Raw genomic sequence first — 22,016 nt, forward strand, 5'->3', positions numbered from 1 at the left:
TGCCCGGCTTCAAAAAGTCCCCCTGAGAATTCCCCGTTTATGCAGACGGGGAATTCTCAGGGGGACAACACTGAACGCTCTATGCTTAATGTTCGTGTTCATACTCATGCTCATACTCATACTTATGTTCATGCTGAATACTTATGCTCAATACTCATGCTCATGTTCATTCCTCATGTTCCATGCTTCACCTTTCGCGCTTTACATTATACTCCGCGCTTCACACCGGAGACGCAGCCCGCTTAAAGCCGTGCCGTCACAATCTCACATATCGTACCGTACAGCGCCGGCTCCAGCTCCAGAGAAGTCAGCGCGGCAAGCGTAGCCGCAGGACCTGAGCTCTCCTTCACCAGCTGATAGATTTGTTCCTTATGGTCGAACCGGATCTGTGCACGGTTTAGCAGCGCAAATACCTCTTCCTCCACCCGGTTCACCGCAACCCGCGCCGTAGTGAGCGTTACCGTCAGCTCCTCAGTCACCTCCAGCTCCGGCACAGTCACGGTCAAAGTATGCGAAGCCTCATTATACTTGGTTTCGCCCGCAACCGCTGCTCCTCCAGCCCGGACTGTCACCTCCGTCTCTGCACAGCCCATGAAGACCAGCTTCCAGCTCCGCCGCTCCGGCACCACCGCAGTATTACCTTGCGCAGGCTGAATGGTGAAGACCGCCGACTGTCCGGCTTGTCCCCATGCCAGGGCCATCCCGGTAACACACCAGTTCCCGTCCAGGTCTTCCGCAGTGTCACCTGCGTCCTCCCAGAGCTGGAACTGGCCGTCCGCTCCGGCGAACACCCTTACCTCCAGCTGCTGCGGATTGTCTACCGCTGATGTATGCCCGCTCAGATCGGCCATCGGCACGATGGCCCCCGCCTTCGCCAGCACCGGAATCTGCTCCAGCGTGCGGTACAAGGATAGCCTTCTGCCGCCGTCATAGACTCTTCCGCTGAAGAAGTCGGTCCACAGCCCTTCCGGCAGCCAGGCCTTGAACTCCGCCACGCCTGTCTTGGAATGTACAGGCTGGGTGATCGGGCAAGCGATCAGCTCGGTGCCGAAATAATACTGATTCGGCACCCCGTAAGCTTCCCGCTGCTCTGCGTGATGGTAATACATCGGCTGGACCAGCGGAGACCCTTCCCGGCTGGCATAACGGTTCATCGTATACAGATAAGGCAGCAGGCGGTGCCGCAGACGCAGGGAATCCTTCATAGCCTCCCCGGCAATTCGATTGAACCGCCATGGCTCTTTGCTGTTGAACGGACTGGCTGAGCTGTGCAGCCGCAGCAGCGGGGAGAATACGCCGAACTGCACCCAGCGCAGTGCCAGCTCATCATCCAGATACCCGCCCATATGGCCGCCGATATCATGACTCCACCAGCCATACCCGCTATTCGACGCTGTTGCTGTAAAATACGGCTGGAAGTCCAGCGACTCCCAGGTGATGATCGTGTCGCCGGAGAACCCTACCGGATAACGGTGGCTGCCAAGACCTGCATAACGCGAGAAGGTAAGCCGCCTCTTCCCCCGCCGCCCGCTGTCCAGATAATGATAGTGGTTCAGCATCCACAGCGGATCAAGACCCGGAACCTTAGTCATCCCGCCCTGCTGCCAGTCGATCCACCAGAAGTCTACACCCTCTTCCTCCAGGGGATGATGCAGGAACTTGAAGTAGGCCTGCAGGAACTGCGGATCGGTAATATCAAACTCCACTGCCTCCCCTTGCTCCGGGTCCATGCCCAGCTCCGCCGCAATTGCCAGATACGGCTCCTCGAAGGCCCGTACCCCGTCAGCGGGATGGACATTCAGCGTTACGCGCAAGCCCCTGCCATGCAGCCAGTCCAAGAAACGCTGCGGGTCCGGGAACAGCTCCCGGTTCCAGGTGTAGCCGGTCCAGCCGCTGCCGTACTTCGGATCAATATCGACCAGATGCCAGTCCATGTCCATTACAGCCACCGAGAACGGAAGCTGCTCCTGTCCGAAGCGTTGGATCAGCGACATGTATTCTTCCTCTGAATACCGGTAATACCGGCTCCACCAGTTGCCCAGCGCATAGCGGGGCAGCAGCGGAGTGCTGCCGCACAGCCGGTAGAAATCCTTCAGGCACTTCAGGTATTCATGGCCATAGCCGAACAAATACAGATCAAGCCCGTCCTGCTCCCGCTGCTGCACCGTGCCGTCTGCCTCCAGGAGCAGAGAACGGCTGTCATCAACCACCGTATACCCGGCAATTGACAGCAGTCCCGGCTCCAGCGGAATGGCACCGTCGGCATTATCCAGCGTGCGCGCGGTACCGCCGAGATCCTGCACCTCATCCCCATAGTGCCAGACGCTCAGCAAATGCCCGGATTCATTCCTCACCTTCACACTCAGCCCATGCCGGGAGAATGGCGCTTTGTCATAGGTGAGCTGCAGGCGGTCCGTCATGATTTCAAGCCTGTTCCCGAGATCGGTCACCCGGAAGTCAGAAACCGGGAACTTACGGTTCATCACCATTTGGGTCGCCCGGTCTTCGAAGCCCCCCTGCGGACTGTATTCCATCCGGATCAGCGCCGGAGTAAGCACCGTGAACCGGTAGCATTCGCCCTGAATGACTGCTCCTGCACTTGCGGCTGGTTCAGATGCGAACCGTAAGTGCTCCGGAAGCGGCAGCAGCTCTTGAGTTGTTGTATTCATCGATAAACCTCATTTCTGCGTAGATAAGCAATCTGTCTATTCCTTCACGGCACCGATCATGACGCCTTGATTGAAATACTTCTGAACGAACGGATATACACACATGATGGGAACGGTAGCAATGATAATAACGGAATAGCGCATCATATTAGCCAGACGCAGCGCAATCTGTGCCGCTTCACCACTGCCGATGCCCGACTGCATCTGATTCGTGATCAGAATGTTACGGAGAATCAGCTGCAGCGGATACATATTTGGATTCTTCAGATAGATCAGGGCATTGAAATAAGAATTCCAATATCCGACGGCAATCCATAAGCCGAGCACGGCAATAATCGCTTTGGACAGCGGCAGCACCACCTGCAGGAAATAACGCAGATTCCCGCAGCCGTCAATTTGCGCCGCTTCCCACAGATCTCCGGGAAGGCTCGTCTGGAAGAAGGTCCGGGCTACGATAATGTTGTAGACGCCAACCGAGAACGGCAGCACCATAACCAGGAAGGTATCATACATGTGGAAGTCCCGGATCGTCAGGAAGGTCGGGATCAGCCCTCCGTTGAAGAACATGGTGAAGATGAAGAACAGCGAGAGGATTTTGCGTCCCGCCAGATCTTTTCTGGACAGCGCGTAGGCTGCCGATATATTCACAACCAGACCGATGGCCGTCCCCACCACCGTGTAGAGGATGGTATTCCGGTAGCCGATCCAGATGTTTTTATGCCGCAGCAGCTCCTGATAACCGTCAAGCGTGAACCCCCTCGGGAACAGCCAGACCTTGCCGCCCGCCACCGCAGACGGATCACTGAATGAAGCAATAACGATGAAATACAGCGGATAGATCAGGATGATCAGAAACAGGATGGCGATAACATACATAATAATTTCCATTACCGAATCCGAGGACCGGTTATTTTTGATTTTGCCAGTTCTCTTGCTGGCTGCAGGCTCTAGTACTCCCATTGTGCTGCTCCCCCTTCTACCACAGGCTGTTTTCACTAAGTTTTTTGGAAAGCTGGTTCACCATGATCAGCAGAATAAAGTTGATGACCGTATTGAACAGGTTGATGGCCGACGAGAAGCTGTATTGGCTGCTGAGCAGACCGATTTTGTAGACATAGGTGGACAGAATCTCACTGGAGGTGATATTCAGATCATTCTGCATCAGATAGACCTTCTCAAATCCTACACCGAGCAGGCCGCCCACCCGCAGAATCAGCAGCGTGATTGCCGTCGGCATCAGCATCGGGATATCGATATAACGGACTTTATTCCAGCGGCTGGCCCCATCCACCGTAGCAGCTTCGTACAGGCTCGGATCGACCGACGAGAGCGCGGCAATGAAAATAATGCTGTCCCAGCCGACATGCTGCCACACATCCGACCAGACATACACACTGCTGAATAGCGAGGTCGAGCCCATCAGATCGGGAGCCTCCCCGCCGAACAGGCTGTACAGATTACCGACCAGCCCGGTGCTTGGCGAGAGCAGAATCATCATCAGGCCCACCATTACGACTGTGGAGATGAAATGCGGCATATACGACACGGTCTGGAAAAAACGTCTGAACCGGTTCGGCCGCATCTGATTGACCATTAGCGCAAGTATAATCGGGATCGGGAAGGTGATCAGGCTGTACACGCTGATAATCAGCGTATTCTTAATCGTGTTCGAGAATTGATAGGAATTGAAGAACTTGTCAAAATACTTGAATCCCGCCCACGGACTGCCGTCAATTCCCAGCGCCGGGCTGTAATTCTTGAAGGCGATGAGCACCCCGTACATCGGTTTGTATGCGAACAATAACGTAAGCACAACTGCGGGAAGCAGCAATAAATACAGTCCCCAATTTCGTTTGATCTGTCCGATGGCTGCTGCCGGACTGGACTGACCGGATTTCATTGTGACCCCTCCTAAAAGTTTGAGTTTGTTAGCATAAGCTTCATGATCGACTTCGGCAAAACCCGCTCCGGTAGCATACGCTTATCTATATTTTCATTCAGTATACCTGCCCCCCGCCGCGCCAGCCGGACCTCCTACCAGCGTAAACCGGACTTTCGTTGTCCGTAGGAGAGAGCTTCGCGCGGTCCGTTACCCGGGAGACACTAAACCGGACGGTATGCAGACCTCCGCTAACGTTATCCGGACTTTCGGGGCATAAACCCATATTTTGGATAATTGCCGGAGTACGAAATCACCCGGAAGGCTAATCCGGCAGCTAAGACGAATTAGGCTTAACCCATCCAGCGTTCCCGGCGGGATTAAAGGGATTTATCCCTTTATTTCCTTCTTCCCGCCTACTTCCAGCGGGATTAAAGGGATTTATCCCTTTATTTCCCTCTTCCCGCCTACTTCTGGCGGGATTAAAGGGATTTATCCCTTTATTTTCTTCTTTCCGCCTACTTCCGGCGGGATTAAAGGGATTTATCCCTTTATTCCCCTCTTTCCGCCTACTTCTGGCGGGATTAAAGGGATTTATCCCTTTATTTCCTTCTTCCCGCCCACTTCTGGCGGATTTAAAGGGATTTATCCCTTTATTTCCCTCCTCCCGCCTACTTCCGGCGGGATTAAAGGGATTTATCCCTTTATTTCCCTCTTCCCGCCTACTTCCAGCGGGATTAAAGGGATTTATCCCTTTGTTTCCCTCTTCCCGCCCACTTCCGGCGGGATTAAAGGGATTTATCCCTTTGTTTCCCTCTTCCCGCCCACTTCCGGCGGGAGCAAAGGGACTTTCCCTTGCCAACAAAAATACCGCCCTGCAACAGACATCGGTGCGGGACGGCATTTTACCAAAGCCAGCCTGAAGCTTGCTCCTACTGCTTATTTCATGCTTCAATAATCACCGGCCGGCCGCTGCAGTGCAATCTGCCCTCGGCCACGGTTACCGCGCTGCCGTCAATCAGATTGACATACGCTCCATCCGGAAGCTCCAGCTCCACATCTCCCTGCCTGCCTCTCAGGCTGAACACACCTGCCAGCTTCTGCTCTCCCCAGGTATGCATGCCGCAGACAATTCCGTCTTCTTCATGTGCCGTAAACTGGCAGACACCATGGGCCATAATTGCTTTGTGCTTAATGGGGTACAGCGCCTTGAACAGCCAGGACAGGTCCTTGCCCGTATTCCAGTTAACGGTATTCTTGTCGAACAGATCGGGACAGATTTCATTCTCCGTCTCCTGCCCGCCGTAGATCAGCGGCATTCCCTTCTGGAAATACATGAACGCTGTCCAGTTGATCAGCTCATTCTCCTCCGGGAACAGTGCCTTGGCCCGCGGCCGGTCATGGTTCTCCAGAAACCGCAGCTTCACATAATTGCCCGGATAGATATACTCCTGCGCATTGATCTTCTCTATATAGCTGCCCAGCGTAACGCTGCCGTTCAGATAGCCCGTGAAATACGGGTACACATCATAGTCATAGCAGGCATCAAACGCCTGGAGCACCTCGCTGTCGGACAGACTGACCATGCCCCGGGAACGCAGATGCATCGTGAAGTCCGGTTCGATCGATTCGGCGAGCCACAGACAGCCGGGATTGACCGCAGCTACTTCTTCTCTGGCGCGCAGCCAAAAGTCCAGCGGCAGCAGAGGGGCTACGTCACAGCGGAAGCCGTCCACCATTCCCGCCCACATTGTCAGCGATTCGATCTGATAATCCCACAGCTCCTGATTGTTATAGTCCAGATCCACAATGTCGCCCCAGTCGCCTACACGGTTACCGAGCTTGCCTTCCAGAGTTCTGTAGAAGAATTCAGGATGGTGCGCTGCCAGCCAGGAATCGGGCGAGGTATGGTTATAGACCACATCAATGATGCATTTCATCCCGAGCCTGTGAATGGCCTCCGTCAGACTCCGGAAATCCGCCAGAGTGCCAAGCTCCGGATTAATCTCCCGGTAATCCTGAATGGCATAAGGACTGCCGAGCCCGCCCTTGCGGGCAGCAAGGCCAATCGGATGCACCGGCAGCAGCCAGATGATATCCACACCAAGCTCCTTAATGCGCTCCAGGTCCTTCTCTACTGCCTTGAAGGTTCCTTCTTCGCTGTGATTGCGCACATAGATGGAATAGACCACTTGGTTCCGCAGAGTCACTTCCGTTAATTTAGCCATACTTACACTCCTATTGGTTACACGATTCTGCTTACCTTGAGATGCTCCGGAAGCCTGATCTTCCCGGTTAATGTCCGGACAGCAAGAGTGCCCAGCTCATATCCGGCCCTGACCAGCTGCTGTGCAGCCTCAAAATCAGCCATATTCTGCTGTATACCCGCACTTATGATCCCTTCATCACCGCCGCAGCGGCCTGCCAGGACAAAAGGGTAGCCGCTGCTCTGCAAATACCCCATCACAGCCTCTTCCCTGCTGGATCGCAGCAGAATGACTCCGTCTGCGCGGTGCCCCTTCAAGAGACCGGAGACGGCCTTCAGTTCCTCCTGCTCATCCGCACCTGAACAGATGATCGTGTCATATCCTAAGCGGCCCGCCTCCGCTATAATTCCGCGCAGGGTCTCCATGAACATCAGGCCTAAGATGGCCTGCTCTGAAGGTCCCGGCAGCAGAATGCAGAAGCAGCGGGCTGACTTCGACACCAGGCTCTTCGCGATGATATTCGGCGTATACCCCAGCTCCTCCATCACCTGCTTCACCTTGCGGGAGACTTCCTCCCTGACCACCGGCCGGCCGGACAGCACCCGGGAGACCGTGGAGATGGAGACTCCCGCTCTCCGGGCGACTTTTTTCATCGTAACCGTCATTGTAGAAGCCTCCTTCCGCGGATCAGTAGAATCTTTAGAGCTATGGTCTTTATTTCACGCTGTTGTAACGTCCGTATGCATCCGTGCGGATCTTCACCAGCTTATCCAGACCCATATCGTTCAGCTTCTTCACATAAGCATCCCAGTTCCCGTCGATATCCCCTTTGCTGATAAACTGTGCACGCATGGTGTTCACATAAGTATCGATATCCGTGGTCAACGTCGGAAGCTCTTCGAACTCCTCGGAAGTGTACATTACGTTAGGGAACGGTGTCGTTACATATTCACTGCCCAGCTTGTCGAGCTCCAGCTTAAGACCGTCACCCGCTTCCGGGTTAAGCACGATCTTCTGTTCGAAGGACGGGCTGACATATTTCGGTCCGAAGTCCCGCAGGGACTGATCCCAGTACCAGGCATCTGCGCTGGTTCCGCTTGGAGGGTCCATCAGCGTATAGGTGTCGTTATCATTCTTCTGGATAACCGTTCCAATCGCACCCCAGAAGTTCTGAATGCTCGCTTCGTTCGTGTAGAACTGGTCTGCCCAGCGTGCGGCAATCTCCGGTGTTTTGCAGGAAGAAGTGATCAGCAGCTCGTTGCGGTTCAGGCTCATCCCGATCGGATTGCCGATGGTGTAGCGGTTACCATCCGGTCCGGCAACCGGCGGAATCGTTACATACTGGTCACTCCATTTGCCGAATACGGCATCCGGTGTCCACTGGTAGGTGAAGCCGACGATTGGCGCATCCGGGTTCTGGAACTTGGCCGAGATCATCGTTGCATCCTGGGTGAACAGCTCTTTGTCGAGCAGACCTTCGGAATACAGCTTATTCTCCCATTTCATGCCTTCCTTGTACTCCTCCGTTATCGGATAATACACAGCCTTTCCGTCTTTAACCAGCATGTTGTTGGTATTCAGATCGGCAATTCCAAACGGACTGATCATATCATTGCTTACTTCGATATACGGAATTTCATCCGCTTTACCGTTTCCGTTCGGGTCCTGCTCCTTGAAGGCTTTGAGCACAGTGTAGAGCTCGTCAATCGTTTCCGGAACCTTCAGGCCCAGCTTGTCGAGCCAGGTTTTGTTGATGACCGGCTGGCGTGAGCTTTTCGGACGCGAAGGCAGGCGGGTCGGCATGGAGTAGATTTTACCGTCCGGGAAGGTGCTGATCTTCTTCATATCCGGTGTTTCTTCCATCGCGGCCTTGAGATTAGGCATGTACTGATCAATATAATCATCCAGCGGACGGAAATAGCTGAGATTGTTCACGATATCGGAGTCGGTGAAGGTCTGATCGCCCAGCACGACATCCGGCAAGGTGCCGCTGGCCAGCAGAATGGATTTCTGTTCGGCCCAGTCGTTGGAGGACATGACCTGCCAGTCGATTTTGACATTGGTATTCTTCTCGAGATCAATCAGCCATTGGTTCTTGGTGAAGGTATCCCCCATGCTGCCCCAGCGTACCGTCAGTACCTTAAGCGTAACCGGCTCCTTGACGATCGGCAGGCCTTCTTTATTGAAGCTGTCCGTGTCTACAGCCGCCGTGTTATTCTCTTTGTTGCCGCCGCCGCATCCGGCCAGTCCGACAAGCATCACTGCCGCCATTAGTGAGATAGCCCACTTCTTGGCCACCGGTTTCCTGTTCTGTTTAACCATTCATAATCCCCCGTTTCGGTGTATTAGATCCTTTTGACATCCCTAATGATACCTTCTTGCTTCTCCGCATTCCGGACAATAACGCCCTGTTATTCGGACCTATGCATCCGCTTACATTATTTAGGGAAGCCAGCCCCCGGTTTCAGGCAGTTTTCATGACGCTATTCAGACTTTTACTTGCTGTATCCGGACTTTGGGGTGAAAAGCCGGGATTTCCCCATGTTTTTTTGATCCCGGGGTTTTATAATGACTGTGTTACCTACTCGCAAGTAGTACGTCCGGAAACGGACATACAGGAAAGGACTTCACCAGACAACTATGGCCAAAAAACCGGCAAGAAACAAACCCTACCCGATACGCCATTATGTAAAAATCACGATTCTGATCTCATTTATTGTGCTTATTCTGGATCTTGTCATCAGCGTTGCTTCCATTTCCATCGTCAAGCAGCAGTCCACCCGGTATTTGCAGGATACCGCCGATTTGTATATCAACCGGATTAATCATGATTTTGCCTACATTAATCATTATATGGGCTGGACGCTCGCGAACGATGAGAGCCTGAATATGATGAATGCCCACGACAAGACCAGCAAGGAGTTCATTAATTCAAACGAGGATCTGCATAAAAGGTTCACCGAGCTGCAGAAGAATTACGGTCAGGAATATAACTTCTTCTACTATCTAAAAAACCAGTCCTTCTTCCTGAATTGCGCCCCCATCAGCATCGATTATACCGTCTACCGGGAGCTGAAGAAGCAGATTATTTCTTTTATCGATGATAAAGAGGTGTATGAGAAGTTCTATTCCCGCTGGACCCCTATACTCGTGAACGGTAAATATTACATTATCAACATTGTTCCGTACCACAACCGTTATTTCATCGGGATGATCTCGGCCGATAATCTCATTACCCCGCTCCGCCAGATTAATCTGGGCGCGAACGGCTACGCTTCACTTGTTGATGAGAACGGGACAGACCTATCCACACTGGTTACGAACAGCGGCAAGCCTCTGCAGGAAGAGACGGGCATCCGGAACCTGTTCCAGTCCCGTACCATCATTAAGAGCGAATTCTCAGGTACGGCTTTCAGCGCCAAGATGGTGATCAAATTCGGGGCTTTTGAGAAAATAATGATCGCCCAGCTGCTCATCATGCTGCTCTTCTTCATGGTCACCTCTACGCTCTGCGCCGTAATGCTGTTCTTCAACCGCAGGGTGCTCGGACCGATCCAGAGCTTCTCGGAGAGTCTGACGCACCTTAATGAAGACGGCCAGCCTGCCGGGTTCAAAAACAGCAAAATCATCGAGCTGGAAGAGGCCAGCGCGCAGTTCAAGGATTTGGTCGAACAGATACGCAATTACAAAATCGCCATGTACGAGCAGGAACTGGAGAAGCAAAATATCCAGCTGGACTTCATGAAGCAGCAGATCAAGCCGCATTTCTTCCTGAACTGCCTGACCAGCATCTACAGCATGGCGCAGATTCAAATGTACGAGGAGATTGAGCAGATGGCGATGTCCACCTCGAAATATTTCAGATATATTTTTCAAGGCAGCGAGGACTTTGTCCTGCTTGCGGATGAGATTGAGCATGTGCGGATCTACCTCGATATCCAGAAAAGCCGCTACCGCGACGCCTTCATTTATCAGATTGAACAGGAAGCGCAGACCACGGACATGAAGATCCCTCCGCTGGTGCTGCAGACCTTTATCGAGAATTCTGTCAAATACGCGATCTCCAGAGCTAACGAGATGCAGATCCGGCTTACTGTGAAACGCCGCAGAGTAGATGATGAAGAAATGACCGTGATCCAGATTTCCGACACCGGTCCCGGATTCCCCGCAGAGGTGCTGGATAAGCTTGTGCATGGTAAGCCGCTGGACCAGTCCAAAGGCAATCAGATCGGCATTATGAATACGCTTAAACGGCTGGAATACCTATATTTAAGCAGAGCAACCGTCAGCTTTTCCAATCCCGCAGAAGGCGGCGCATGCATCACCCTTTGCCTCCCGGATCTGCCGGAACTCTCAACAGGAACGGAGCAACTCTTATGAATATTTTACTGGTTGATGATGACTACTATGTAATTGCCGCGCTGCAAAAGAGAATTGACTGGGCGCTGCTTCAGATCGAAACCGTGTTCACTGCGAGCAATGTGTCACAGGCCCAGGACATCCTGGAGAACCATTCTGTACAGATTCTCATCTCCGATATCGAGATGCCGCAGGGGAGCGGGCTGGAGCTGCTGGCCTGGATCAGAGAGCGGCAATACAGGATCCAGACGATCCTGCTGACCAACTATGCCGATTTCAACTATGCCCAGAAGGCGATTGAGCTGCAGAGCTTCGAGTACTTCCTGAAGCCGATCGAATTCGACAAGCTGATGCTGATTATCCAGAAAGCGATTGCCCGTGCCCGGGAGCAGCAGCATAACGAGAAGGCCATTCAGGAAGGTCATTTCTGGCAAAAGAATCAGGCAAAAATTCTCGAGCACTTCTGGCGCAAGCTGGTCAATGACAGCACGGCCTTCCCCATCCGGACCTCTGCCATCTTCCATGCCATGGAGGAGCAGAATCTGAGCTATCAGATGAATGAGATCATTCAGCCTGTGCTCTTCAATCTGTTCCCCCATAACGGCAGCATGGGCAAGGAAGAGAAATACCTGTTTGATTTCGCGCTGCTGAACGTGCTGTATGAGCTGTACAAGAGCCCGTTTTTCTCAATCGAGAGCATTCTTGAATATAAGGAATCGAACTGGATCGCCATTCTGAAATGGAACAGGGCACCTGAGCTTCACCTGCTGGAAGGGCTATGCGGTTCTTTTATTCAAAAAGCCAATCCGTATTTAAAATGCGATGCCTGCTGCACCATCGGCTTAGCCGGTGAACTCGGCGACGTCGGCAATATCTTCAAAGCCACCCTCACGATGGATGAAGAGATTACCCGCAGCCGCAATCATACCTTCCTGGTGGAGACGTATCTTCAGCACAGCAAACCCGCTTATATTCCGCCGGATCTGACGCAGCTGGAGGAGCTGCTCAGCCAGAACAACCTTTCCGCCTTTCTGGCCGAGGTGACCGGATACCTGCGGGGGATGCTCCGGGGCCGGGCGCTGGACACCTCTGTCCTCAGTCTGTTCCGGCTTGATATCGTGCAGCTCGTCTACTCCTTCCTCAAAATGAAGGGCATTCAGGTTCACAAATTATATACCGGCAAAACCCATGACCAGCTGCTGCTGCACTCGCTGGCTTCCATTGAGGATATGGAGGAATACCTGAACTATCTGGTCAGCACGGCGATGAAATACCGGGACTTCACCTCGCAGCCCCAGTCAATTGCCGAAGAGATCAAGCAATACATCCATACCCATTACGGCGATGATCTGACCCGGGGCGATCTGGCGGAGATCGTCTACCTGAATCCGGATTATCTGGCCCGGCTGTTCAAGAAGGAGACCGGCATCTCCTTAGGCAGCTATGTCATTCAGGTCCGTATCGCCGCCGCCAAGCATCTGCTCGAAACGACCCACCATTCCGTCTATACCATTGCGAACAAGGTAGGCTACACTAACTACTCCTACTTCTCGAAGCTGTTCAAGCAGGAGGTCGGCCTGCCGCCGAATGAATATAAGAAGGATCAGCATTCTCAACCGGTGCAGTAGCTATATGATAATGTTCATCTAGTTAAAGCTAAATGATCTCAATCAAAAATCATCCCCTGCATCTTCAAAATGATGTAGGGGATTTTATTTATATTGATTTTGATCGAGCTGTTGCTTAGAAGAGTTTCTTTGAGGATTGACAACCTTGCTGTTCCTCTCTATTATAATAAAATATAATCTAGTGATAATGATTATCATATTCATTTAGGTTTTAGGACAATTTCACAGATGAGGACCGGCTGCTCTTACCTTCAACCTTTCCCCCTGTCTCTGCGGACCATTTAACTCCGTTGTAAATAGCGGAACACGCCAGTTAGAGGAAAACATCCCTTTAAGTTCACTACAAGTAGGCGGGGCAAAGCCGTTGCGCGGGCTTCTACTTTCTTGATAAAGGGCCAGTTACATAACAAACTATCATAAAGGAGCGTCATCCATGCTAAGCACAAAAAAGATATTTCTTCCTTTAACCCTTCTGCTCCTCACGTTGATTCTGTCCTCCTGCGGACAATCGAACAACAGTAATAACGCAGCTCCGGCTTCTGCGGCTGCAACGGCAGCTGCTACCGAAGCACCGGCTGCCACTCCGGCGGCAACAGAGCCCGCTGCAGCTACAACACGGCTGTACACGGATTATAAAAAGAGAGAGGTTGAAATTCCGGCCGATCCGCAGCACATTGTATATGTCGGCAGCAATCCCGGCGACCTGCTGGCGCTTGGAGTGAAGCCTATAGGAGCCTCGCTTAGTGTCATCGGGACGCAGGTTGCCTACCCTGATCTGCTCGAAGGCATTGAAGATATCGGGTATCCGTTCTCTCCAGAGAAGATTCTGGCCTTATCACCGGACCTGATCATCTTTGACGACTGGGATGAGACCGGGATTGAAGCGCTAAGTCAAATCGCACCGACCGTAGTGGTTGGTCTTGACGGCACCTTTCCCACGGAAGAACGCGTGCGCCAGTTAGCTGAATTGTTTGGACGTACTGCAGAGGCGGATACCTGGTTCAATGCTTACAAGGCGAAGGTTGCTGCTGTGAAGGAACAGCTGAACATAACAGAAGGCGAAACTGCTACCTCCCTGCTTGTCCTGGGCTCTGACCTGTATATCATGGGCAACAAAGGCCTGAACGAAACGCTGTACGGACAGCTCGGATTCAAACCGACAGAAGGTGTCCAGAAGCTGATTGATGCCGACGAACGGTTCGCGAACATCTCCGACGAGGTGCTGACGCAGTATATCGGCACACACATGTTCATTCTGACCGACAACAGCAGCGAAACCGTAGCGAGACAGACGGCACTTACAGATAGCGGCTTATGGAAAGCCATTCCTGCGGTCAAAGAAGGCCGCGTCTACACCTTCGACAGCAAGTACAACTTCGACGACCCGATTACGCTGGACAGGCTGCTGGATGAGATCACTGATATCTTCAGCCGTACGTCCGCCAAATAAAAGAATGGGGCTATCCCGTCAGCCGTGCATTGGCTGCTTGGATAGCCCCTATTTTTTAAACAATACTCCATAAACCCGCAGCTCAAACCAGCTTACTTTCAGGCAACCTGATGGTTTTTGAAGGCCCGGTACGTAAATGGCAGCAGCAGAGCTATAACGATAACGGCAAACCCAGGTATAACCTTATACTCCGGAATCAATTGACCAAAAATATGAATAACCTCGTAATCCGTTATTTTCCGGAAGCTGTCAAACATATTGCTTGGCAATAATGCCATTAGATGATTGAACAGCCGGCTGCTCTCACTTGCCGGAATAGCCATGGGGACGAACAGCAGCATCCCGGCGGCAATGATCACAGGGAAGGGACTTCGCATACGGCTGGACATCCACAGGGTTATCCCGCCAACCAGCAGACACGCAAGACTGCCGATCAGGACTGCCCACATATAAGTTTGCAGGACGGTATAGGGAACCGGGGCTCTAAACTGAATCATCTGCACACTGGCGGTTCCGCCCTCAAAACCGCATATGCCAAGCAGCAGGAACGTATAGAGGCCCAGGCCAAAGATAAGCAGCATTACTGAAACAATCAGGCTTGCCCTCAGTTTCGCGGCTATAAGCCTGCTGCGCCCATAACGGGAGGATAGAAGGAGCGCATCGGCTCCGCTCTGATATTCCCCGGCGAAGACAGGGGCCAGACATACTGCGATGACAAAGGCAGTGAACAGAAAAATAAACTGCAGGTTCTCAAACACATTGGCCCAGCCTGTGACGTAGTTCATCTCAAAAGGAACCGGGATACGTTCATTCATGCGGATAAAGAAGGCCTTCTCCTGTGCCGAATAATTGCCCTCGGGATGCTCTGCATTCAAATATTCGTGTACCCTCTCCATGCGTTTCTGATAAAAGGCAGCGGCGTCACCAGGTTGCAATTTATCGCGGATATAATAATCGTATTCATTCAAAGGAGAGAACGCCCGGGAAATTAAAGAATATAGCTGTTCATACTGGACCTCATTCTTAGCAAAGGCACTAACGGTCAGCTCCCCTTTCCCATCCAGATTATCAGGATCTTGCAGCAGGCGCTGATGCCGGATTATCGTTTGTTCCAGCTTGTCTGTGGTTAATGGACCCGCGAGCTGTCGTTCATACTCTCTTTCTAGCCGGATCGCGCGAACCCCATTCAAAAAATTGCCGTCCCGGCCTGTGATCTGCGCATTGTTCACCAGTATAACCGACATTAAGATTGCCACAGCCGCTATGATCGCGACTCCTGCATAAAATGATTTCTTCCGAATAATCTTCCGCAACTCAAACCGGGTTAATATATCCATTCACTGCACCTCCCGTATGCCTGCACCAGCTGCAACAGTCAAATCATCTTGAAAATGATACAGATAGAAGTCCTCCAGCGTAGGCACAACAGCTACTGCTTGATCCCCCGGCCTCTCCTGAGACACTATACGCAGCTCTGCCCACTCCCCTTCATGCCGCAGATTGCTGATGCAGTAGCGGGCATTCCATTCTTCAACCTCCCGGGCCGGAATTCGGCATGACCATACACAGCCCTCAGCCGCAGCTGTCAGCTGCTGCACCGTACCTGTCATCAGCAGGCTTCCCTGCTTCATCACCAGAATCTGATCCGCTATGTATTCTACATCCGCAACAATGTGCGTCGAAAGAATAATGATTTTCTCCTTGCCCAGATCGGCTAGGAGATTACGGAAGCGTACCCGTTCCTTGGGGTCAAGTCCTGCTGTCGGCTCATCCAGCACAAGAACGCAGGGGTCATTAAGCAGTGCCTGGGCAATGCCGAGCCGCTGCTTCATTCCTCCGGAGAAGGTACGGATTTTCTTGCGCGCAACCTCTGACAGAGCAACCAGCTGCAGAAGCTCCCTTGTTTTTCCTTTTGCCGCCGGCAGACTCAAGCCTTTCAATGTCCCTATGTACCAGAGAAATTCCTGTGCGCTGAAATCCGGGTAATACCCAAAGTCCTGCGGCAAATAGCCGAGTATATCACGGTATCGTTCGCCCATCCGGCTAATGTCCCGGCCATTCATTTGAATACTCCCTGAGGTTGGTATCAGAATGCCTGATATCATCCGCATCAACGTTGTTTTGCCCGCCCCGTTTGCTCCCAGCAGACCATATACACCGCTGTTAAGCTTGATTGAAACTCCGTTTACGGCATGCCTCGCGGCAAAATGTTTATGTACCTGGTTCAAAGTCAGCTCCAGCATCCTATACTCCTCCTTGTGCGGCCGTTTCCAGACTCCGGCAGGTCTTGCGTATACCGTAACCTTCATAGACCAATCCTGCTGCCGAGAGCAGCAGCAACACCAGACCTCTTCCTGCAGCCGATGAATTGAGCAGCAGGAGCGGGGGGTTAAACGAAACAATGAGCTGCAACAACACCAGCAGGCAGCAATATAAGAGGCAATAGTAACCGCAGTTTGGTGTGCGCACCCGGTTTAGCAGCCACAGACAGCCAAAGCAAGCCAGATTAAAGGGAATCAGCAAGTATAGGAACATCTCCAGGACTCCGGCATCTGTCCATGTACCCAGTAAGGCCCCAAGCAGCGTTAATCCAAGCAGATCGGCCATTCCCAGCAGGCTCATCCGGACAGCTGTCAGCTTATCAAGCAGATGATAGGTACTGAGTTCAACCTCCAGCATAGAGCGGCTTAATGACCGGGTCATGGTCTGTATCCCTGTGATTACAAGTAAAGGTGCAGCCAGAGAGGCCAGCATCATAAGCTGTATATTTGCCCTCTGCCCTTGCATAGAGTTGTGCAGTAAGAATGCCATTCCCATAACAATCAGCAGCTGCGCCGCCCATACCTTCCGGCTGATGAAGCGGAGCTGCAGCTTATAGAAATCTGCTAAACTTGTTCTCCGTCCGCCCAGCGCCTGTCTTAGCTCTGTCTCAGCTCCCCCGATGGTTTCCTCCAGCCGCTTCCGCTCAACGGGGAACGAGTGGGAGTTCTGCAGGATTCCGATGATGGACTGCTGATGCTTGTTCAACATAATCACTCCTCTCCAAATGACTCCTTAAACTGTTCAGCCCGCGCTTAACACGGTACTGTACCATACATACATTCACTCCCGTAATACGGGCGATATCGCGGAAGGTCAAATCCAGGCAAAAACGCATAAATACCGGCTCCCGCTGCTCCTCAGGAAGCAAGTGAAGCAGTTCATCGACCAGCTGCCCCTTCTCCACCTGTTCCTCTATAGAAAGGCCCTGCCAGACAGCTTCCCCGGTGACAGCTTCATCAAACTCCATGGAGGGGAACTGCACTCTCTTCCGCAGTTGGTCATTACATAAGTTCCGGGCAATCGTATATAAGTAAGCACGGCATTTCCCGCTATTCGAATACCTTGCGATATGCCTGCAGAACCGGTAAAAGGTCTCCTGGGTCAGATCCTTGGACTCTTCCTCACTGCGGAGCCGGTAATAACAGTACTTCTGTATTCCGGCGTAATACCGCTCAATCAGCGGCGTCAGATACCTGGTCTCACCCTCCTGGATGCGACGAACCCATTCACCTTCATCCACTTGCGTCCTCTCCTTTCTACTCTATATAACTGTATTTGGCAGATAAAAAGTGAAGTATATTTGTGACCTTTTGATGAAGATTGATATTTTTTACATTTCCGGCAAAAAAGAAGCGTCCCGGCAGCCAGTTCATGGCTTTGCGGAACGCCTTGTTCATTTAATCTATTCGATTCCTTTTATTGTCAATAAGTAACGTGACTGGACACAAGCTGATCTGGCTGAACTTGTCGGGAGCCTGCTACTCCCTACTGCCGTCCACCTTCAATGATACAGCACTTTTTGGCGCCATGGGGAAGGTCAGTACCTCATCCCCTTGCAGCTTCACAACTACATTCTCTTGCGTATCCCCATCGTTGAACAAAACCGCCGCAAACGATCCGTCACTGTTGCGGAAGGCAACGGAGCGTACTTGCTCATTGCTAGCGGCAGAAGCAAGGCGCAGCGCCTTGGGCCGGATGACTTTGCTGAAATGCGCCAGCGCGTAATAATCCAGGGTATATGTAAGCTCCCTGGTCTGCTGGTTGACCGTCACTACTCCGCGGCAGGTACTCTTGCCGAAGCCGGGAACGGTTGGACCATTCTGTTCATCCAGCGCCATATTCCACAGCACGAACGACTTGCTGTGATTCCGCAAAATCTCAATTCCCGTGCGCATCACATTGGAGAACGCCTGCTCAAACGGCGGAATCCATTCCCCGCCCGAGCCTTCGGTGAAGTGTACTTCTTTGCCGGGATAAGCCGCCAGCACTTCTGACTGCGCAGCCGGTGCACCGCCATACCAGTGCCAGGCTACACCATCCACTTCCGCTTCGGCCTGCTCAAGAACGGTCAGCGGATAATCCGGCCGGTCCCAGTTGTGATCGTAGCAGAGGATTTTGGCTTCAATTCCATTCTTCCTGAAGCTTGGCTTCAGATAGTCGCGGATGAACTCCAGCTGCTCCTCCGGCAGCATCAGCATACCCGGATAATGCTGCGGTTCATAGAGCGGCTCATTCTGCACAGTGACGGCATAGGTAGGCAGACCGTGAGCCGCGAAGGTCTGGATATAGCGGACGAAATAGTCCGCATACACCTGATAGTGCTCCGGCTTCAGCTGACCGGTAATCATCGACCCGCTGGTCTTCATCCAGCCCGGTGCGCTCCAGGGTGAAGCCATCAGCTTGATTTCCGGATTCAGCTTCAACGCCTGCTGCAATAAAGGAATAATATCCGCTTCATCATGGGCTATGGAGAACCCGGACAATCCGGGATCTGTCTCGTTCTCAGGCAGATCATTATAACTGTAGACCGTTCTGGCATAATCCGATGCCCCCATCGGATTCCGCAGGAAGGACAAGCCGATGCCATCCTGCGGATCAAACAGCTTGCTCATAACCTCTGTTCTCTGCTCCTCGTCAAGCACCTGATGAATCAGATAGGCGGCCGAGTCCGTGAAGGAGGCCCCGAACCCATCCATCTCCTGATACGTATGACTGGCATCTATCTCAACTGTGGCAGTAACCGTATCAGCAGAAATTTGCGGCAGCTGTGCAACTGACTGCTCCACAAACAGCTCGTCTTCTCCGTTAGACTGATACATGATAATTTCCCGCATGTGTTATCCCTCCATCTTTTTATGCAAAAGGGCCCAAAGCGGGCCCCTTTCTGTGCCTTGCTTATTTAATGCCCAGCTTTTCCTTGTTGGCTTGCATCTTCCCGCTGCGGATTTCTACGATCTTATCCCAGCTGTTTTTGTCCAGGAAGGCTTTATAATCAGCCAAGGTACTGTCAAAGGCTGCATCATCCTTGGCACGGATCATACTTACCATTGTTGTATTCCAGGTGGTGTTAATCGCCGTCAGGCCGCGTGCTTCGGCTGTACCCTGATCGGGATTGATGTTCTCCAGGATGAAATGCGGTTTCAGCTTGCCTTGGCCCCATTCCTGCATTTGCTTGATCGATTCAGGGAAGGCATCCTTGCTCAGCGCTTTGTGGCGGTCATGCCCGAAGAACATGAATTCGCCCATCCGGTAATCCTTCTTGAACTTATCCGCATTATTCAGCTGCAGATCCTTCACTTCCGGCAGCAGTTCTACCGTACCGTCGCTATTTGCCTTGTAGGTCTCGCCTTCAATACCATAGTTCATCAGCTTCTGGCCTTCTTCGCTAAGCAGGTACGTGAAGATTTGAATCGCTTTGGCCGGGTCCTTGCAGTCCTTGGTGATGTAGCTGATCATCCAGCCGGTAATCCCGGACTGATTGAGGGTCGGCTGATGTCCCACTGTGCTCTGCGGACCATCGATGGCAATGTACTCTTTTCCCGGATTAGCACTCATGAAGATCTGCAGATTCCCGCCCTGCTGTGGAGTACCGTCGAGCAGCATCGTGGCATATTTACCGGATTTCACTTTTTCCTCAAAACCTGTACCGTCATCGGCGAAGCTGTCGTCACTGATCGCCCCGTCTCTGTATACGGCATTCAGCGTCCGCAGCCAGGTCAGGTAATCCTCATCCAGATTGCGGTTGAAGAACTTGCCGTCTTCGGTTTCCAGCGGCACGCCGATGAAATCCTGCAGCACATCCCCTAGTGAGCCGGTGCCTTCCCCAATGGAGTTGAAACCGAAGGGAATCATGTCAGGGAACTGTGTTTTGATCTGATTCATGACATTCTTGAATTCTTCCGGGGTCCCGAAGGAGGGGCTGCCCAGTGCTTCATAGACATCCTTGCGGATAACAAAAGCCGTTTTGGCCGGAATGTTACCGCTGTCATAATCAGCCTGTGTATTGGAATAGTTAGGATAGCCATAGGTTTTGCCGTCTTTCAGTTGGAACCAGTTCAGCGTGTCGGCCGCAGCGACCTTGTTGAAGTAAGGATCATATTTCTCGGCCAGATCATTCAGCGGGAGCGCCCAGGTAGCAGCTTTCTGTACTACTGGTGAGTTCGAGTCGAAGATCGTCAGCAGATCCGGCATATCGCCGCCCGCGAAGAATGTATTCAGCTTGGTGTCGTCCCCCGTAATGAACTTGATGTCGATGTTCAGATCCTCTTTGATCTTCTTGGTCACCACATCCTTGCCGAAGTCCGTATTCCACCAGTCCGCGTTGACATACCAGGTCAATTCCGTAGTCTCCGATTTCTTATCCAGCTGCCAGGCCGGAGTTTCCGGGTCCACCGTGTAGCGGTCTTCTATTGAGACATCGCTGCCCTTCTTCGAACCGCCGTTTGAGCTGCAGCCTGCCACCACCAGCATTGCCGCCATCAGCAGCAGAGCGAGCTTAACACCCTTATTCCCCAGGACTTTATTCATTTTAATCATTGATAAACCTCCTATAATATGATGTAGAAACCGATTTCTTTTGAAAAATACGCCCCCTCTTCTTCTCTACTCTTTGACCGCCCCCATCATCATGCCGGAGATAAAGTACCTTTGAAGAACTGGATACATCGCAACAATAGGCAGGGTAGTAATGACAATTGTTGCTAGCTGAACCCCTTTGGTGGTGGTTTCAATCACGGCTGAGCCCCCGATGTTCTGCATCGACTGGGTCTGTGACTGCACGATAATCTCATACAGCTTCATCTGCAGCGGATAAAGGGCCTGATTGGTGATATATAGCTTCGTTGTCATGAAGTCGTTCCATTGCCCCACCCCGTTGAACAGGGCGATTGTCGCCATAGCGGGCATGGAGAGCGGAATGAAGATTTTGAGGAAAATATGCCAGTCGCCTGCGCCGTCAATCTTGGCCGATTCTTCCAGCGAATCCGGGACATTCCGGAAAAAGTTCATCAGAATGACAACGTCGTAATAGCTGAATAATGCGGGGATGATGTACACCCAGAAGCTGTTCAGGAGTCCGAGCGATTTAATGAGCAGGTAAGTCGGAATCATCCCGCCGGAGAAAAACATCGTAATGACGCCCATCGCCACATACAACTTGCGGCCGCGGATGTATCTTTTGCTGAGACCATAGCCGATCATGGCGCAAAAGAATACATGGGTGAAGACCCCGACAAAGGTTTTGGAGATGGAGACCAGGAAGGACTGCCCGATACTGCTGTCATTGAATACCGCGCGGTAATTCTCCAGGGAGAACTCCTTGGACCAGAAAATAAACCCGCCCTCGGCAAGCGCCTTGCCTGAGCTTAAGGATGAAATAATGACGTTCCATAAGGGAACGAGAATAATGACCATGAAGATTATCAGCAGAACCATATTGACCGCGTCAAAGATCCGGCTGTCGATATCTTCTTTAACCACCTTTCGGTTCACAGCACATGCCTC

17 protein-coding genes are annotated in these 22,016 nt (G+C 52.1%); 3 read left to right on the forward strand and 14 right to left on the reverse strand.

Going from position 1 to position 22,016, the window contains the following annotated elements:
* Window positions 1-242: 242 nt before the first annotated feature.
* The 7 genes from NSU01_RS24215 to NSU01_RS24245 all read right to left on the reverse strand — a co-directional run bounded on the left by NSU01_RS24215 (window position 243) and on the right by NSU01_RS24245 (window position 9,077).
* Complete coding sequence (locus NSU01_RS24215; protein WP_083705621.1) at window positions 243-2,669, reverse strand: glycoside hydrolase family 31 protein; 2,427 nt, start codon at window positions 2,667-2,669, stop codon at window positions 243-245.
* Between the two features lie 36 nt (window positions 2,670-2,705).
* Window positions 2,706-3,629: a carbohydrate ABC transporter permease gene (locus tag NSU01_RS24220; RefSeq protein ID WP_042138840.1), complete on the reverse strand. Its 924-nt coding sequence runs from the start codon at window positions 3,627-3,629 to the stop codon at window positions 2,706-2,708.
* 16 nt (window positions 3,630-3,645) lie between these two features.
* Window positions 3,646-4,569, reverse strand: a complete 924-nt coding sequence (locus tag NSU01_RS24225) for an ABC transporter permease subunit (protein ID WP_042238062.1) — start codon at window positions 4,567-4,569, stop codon at window positions 3,646-3,648.
* Window positions 4,570-4,885: 316 nt separating this feature from the next.
* Complete coding sequence (locus tag NSU01_RS24230; protein WP_144026128.1) at window positions 4,886-5,410, reverse strand: hypothetical protein; 525 nt, start codon at window positions 5,408-5,410, stop codon at window positions 4,886-4,888.
* Window positions 5,411-5,492: 82 nt separating this feature from the next.
* On the reverse strand, window positions 5,493-6,776 hold the full coding sequence (locus NSU01_RS24235; protein ID WP_076245784.1) for an alpha-amylase family glycosyl hydrolase: 1,284 nt from the start codon (window positions 6,774-6,776) through the stop codon (window positions 5,493-5,495).
* 17 nt (window positions 6,777-6,793) lie between these two features.
* A complete protein-coding gene (locus tag NSU01_RS24240) occupies window positions 6,794-7,420 on the reverse strand; it encodes a LacI family DNA-binding transcriptional regulator (protein WP_052421969.1) in 627 nt (208 codons plus the stop codon).
* A gap of 49 nt (window positions 7,421-7,469) precedes the next feature.
* Window positions 7,470-9,077, reverse strand: coding sequence for an extracellular solute-binding protein (locus tag NSU01_RS24245; RefSeq protein ID WP_042138844.1), 1,608 nt, complete (start codon window positions 9,075-9,077; stop codon window positions 7,470-7,472).
* 318 nt (window positions 9,078-9,395) lie between these two features.
* On the opposite strand from NSU01_RS24245, the gene NSU01_RS24250 reads away from it, so the two are divergent.
* From NSU01_RS24250 to NSU01_RS24260, 3 genes are all read left to right on the forward strand, one after another.
* Entirely contained in the window at window positions 9,396-11,135 is a 1,740-nt protein-coding gene (locus NSU01_RS24250; protein WP_076245786.1) for a histidine kinase, read from the forward strand.
* Window positions 11,132-12,742, forward strand: a complete 1,611-nt coding sequence (locus tag NSU01_RS24255; protein ID WP_076245788.1) for a response regulator — start codon at window positions 11,132-11,134, stop codon at window positions 12,740-12,742. Before NSU01_RS24250 ends, NSU01_RS24255 begins: the two co-directional genes overlap by 4 nt.
* Before the next feature lie 433 nt (window positions 12,743-13,175).
* Entirely contained in the window at window positions 13,176-14,192 is a 1,017-nt protein-coding gene (locus NSU01_RS24260) for an ABC transporter substrate-binding protein (protein WP_076245791.1), read from the forward strand.
* Between the two features lie 98 nt (window positions 14,193-14,290).
* On the opposite strand, the gene NSU01_RS24265 is transcribed toward NSU01_RS24260, so the two are convergent.
* From NSU01_RS24265 to NSU01_RS24295, 7 genes are all read right to left on the reverse strand, one after another.
* Complete coding sequence (locus NSU01_RS24265; RefSeq protein WP_076245793.1) at window positions 14,291-15,529, reverse strand: ABC transporter permease subunit; 1,239 nt, start codon at window positions 15,527-15,529, stop codon at window positions 14,291-14,293.
* Complete coding sequence (locus tag NSU01_RS24270; RefSeq protein ID WP_256703942.1) at window positions 15,530-16,435, reverse strand: ABC transporter ATP-binding protein; 906 nt, start codon at window positions 16,433-16,435, stop codon at window positions 15,530-15,532.
* Between the two features lies 1 nt (window position 16,436).
* Window positions 16,437-17,222 (reverse strand): hypothetical protein, encoded by a 786-nt coding sequence (locus NSU01_RS24275; protein ID WP_144026129.1) that lies wholly within the window; start codon window positions 17,220-17,222, stop codon window positions 16,437-16,439.
* Window positions 17,158-17,754 (reverse strand): RNA polymerase sigma factor, encoded by a 597-nt coding sequence (locus tag NSU01_RS24280; RefSeq protein ID WP_042138850.1) that lies wholly within the window; start codon window positions 17,752-17,754, stop codon window positions 17,158-17,160. The genes NSU01_RS24275 and NSU01_RS24280 overlap by 65 nt, the downstream gene beginning before the upstream one ends.
* 238 nt (window positions 17,755-17,992) lie before the next feature.
* Entirely contained in the window at window positions 17,993-19,348 is a 1,356-nt protein-coding gene (locus tag NSU01_RS24285) for a glycoside hydrolase family 30 beta sandwich domain-containing protein (RefSeq protein ID WP_076245797.1), read from the reverse strand.
* 61 nt (window positions 19,349-19,409) lie between these two features.
* Window positions 19,410-21,050, reverse strand: coding sequence for a sugar ABC transporter substrate-binding protein (locus NSU01_RS24290; RefSeq protein WP_076245800.1), 1,641 nt, complete (start codon window positions 21,048-21,050; stop codon window positions 19,410-19,412).
* Window positions 21,051-21,116: 66 nt separating this feature from the next.
* On the reverse strand, window positions 21,117-22,004 hold the full coding sequence (locus tag NSU01_RS24295) for a carbohydrate ABC transporter permease (protein WP_039310017.1): 888 nt from the start codon (window positions 22,002-22,004) through the stop codon (window positions 21,117-21,119).
* Window positions 22,005-22,016: the final 12 nt, after the last annotated feature.

Source organism: Paenibacillus sp. FSL H8-0259, assembly GCF_037963255.1.
Lineage (GTDB): Bacteria > Bacillota > Bacilli > Paenibacillales > Paenibacillaceae > Paenibacillus_AQ > Paenibacillus_AQ phytohabitans.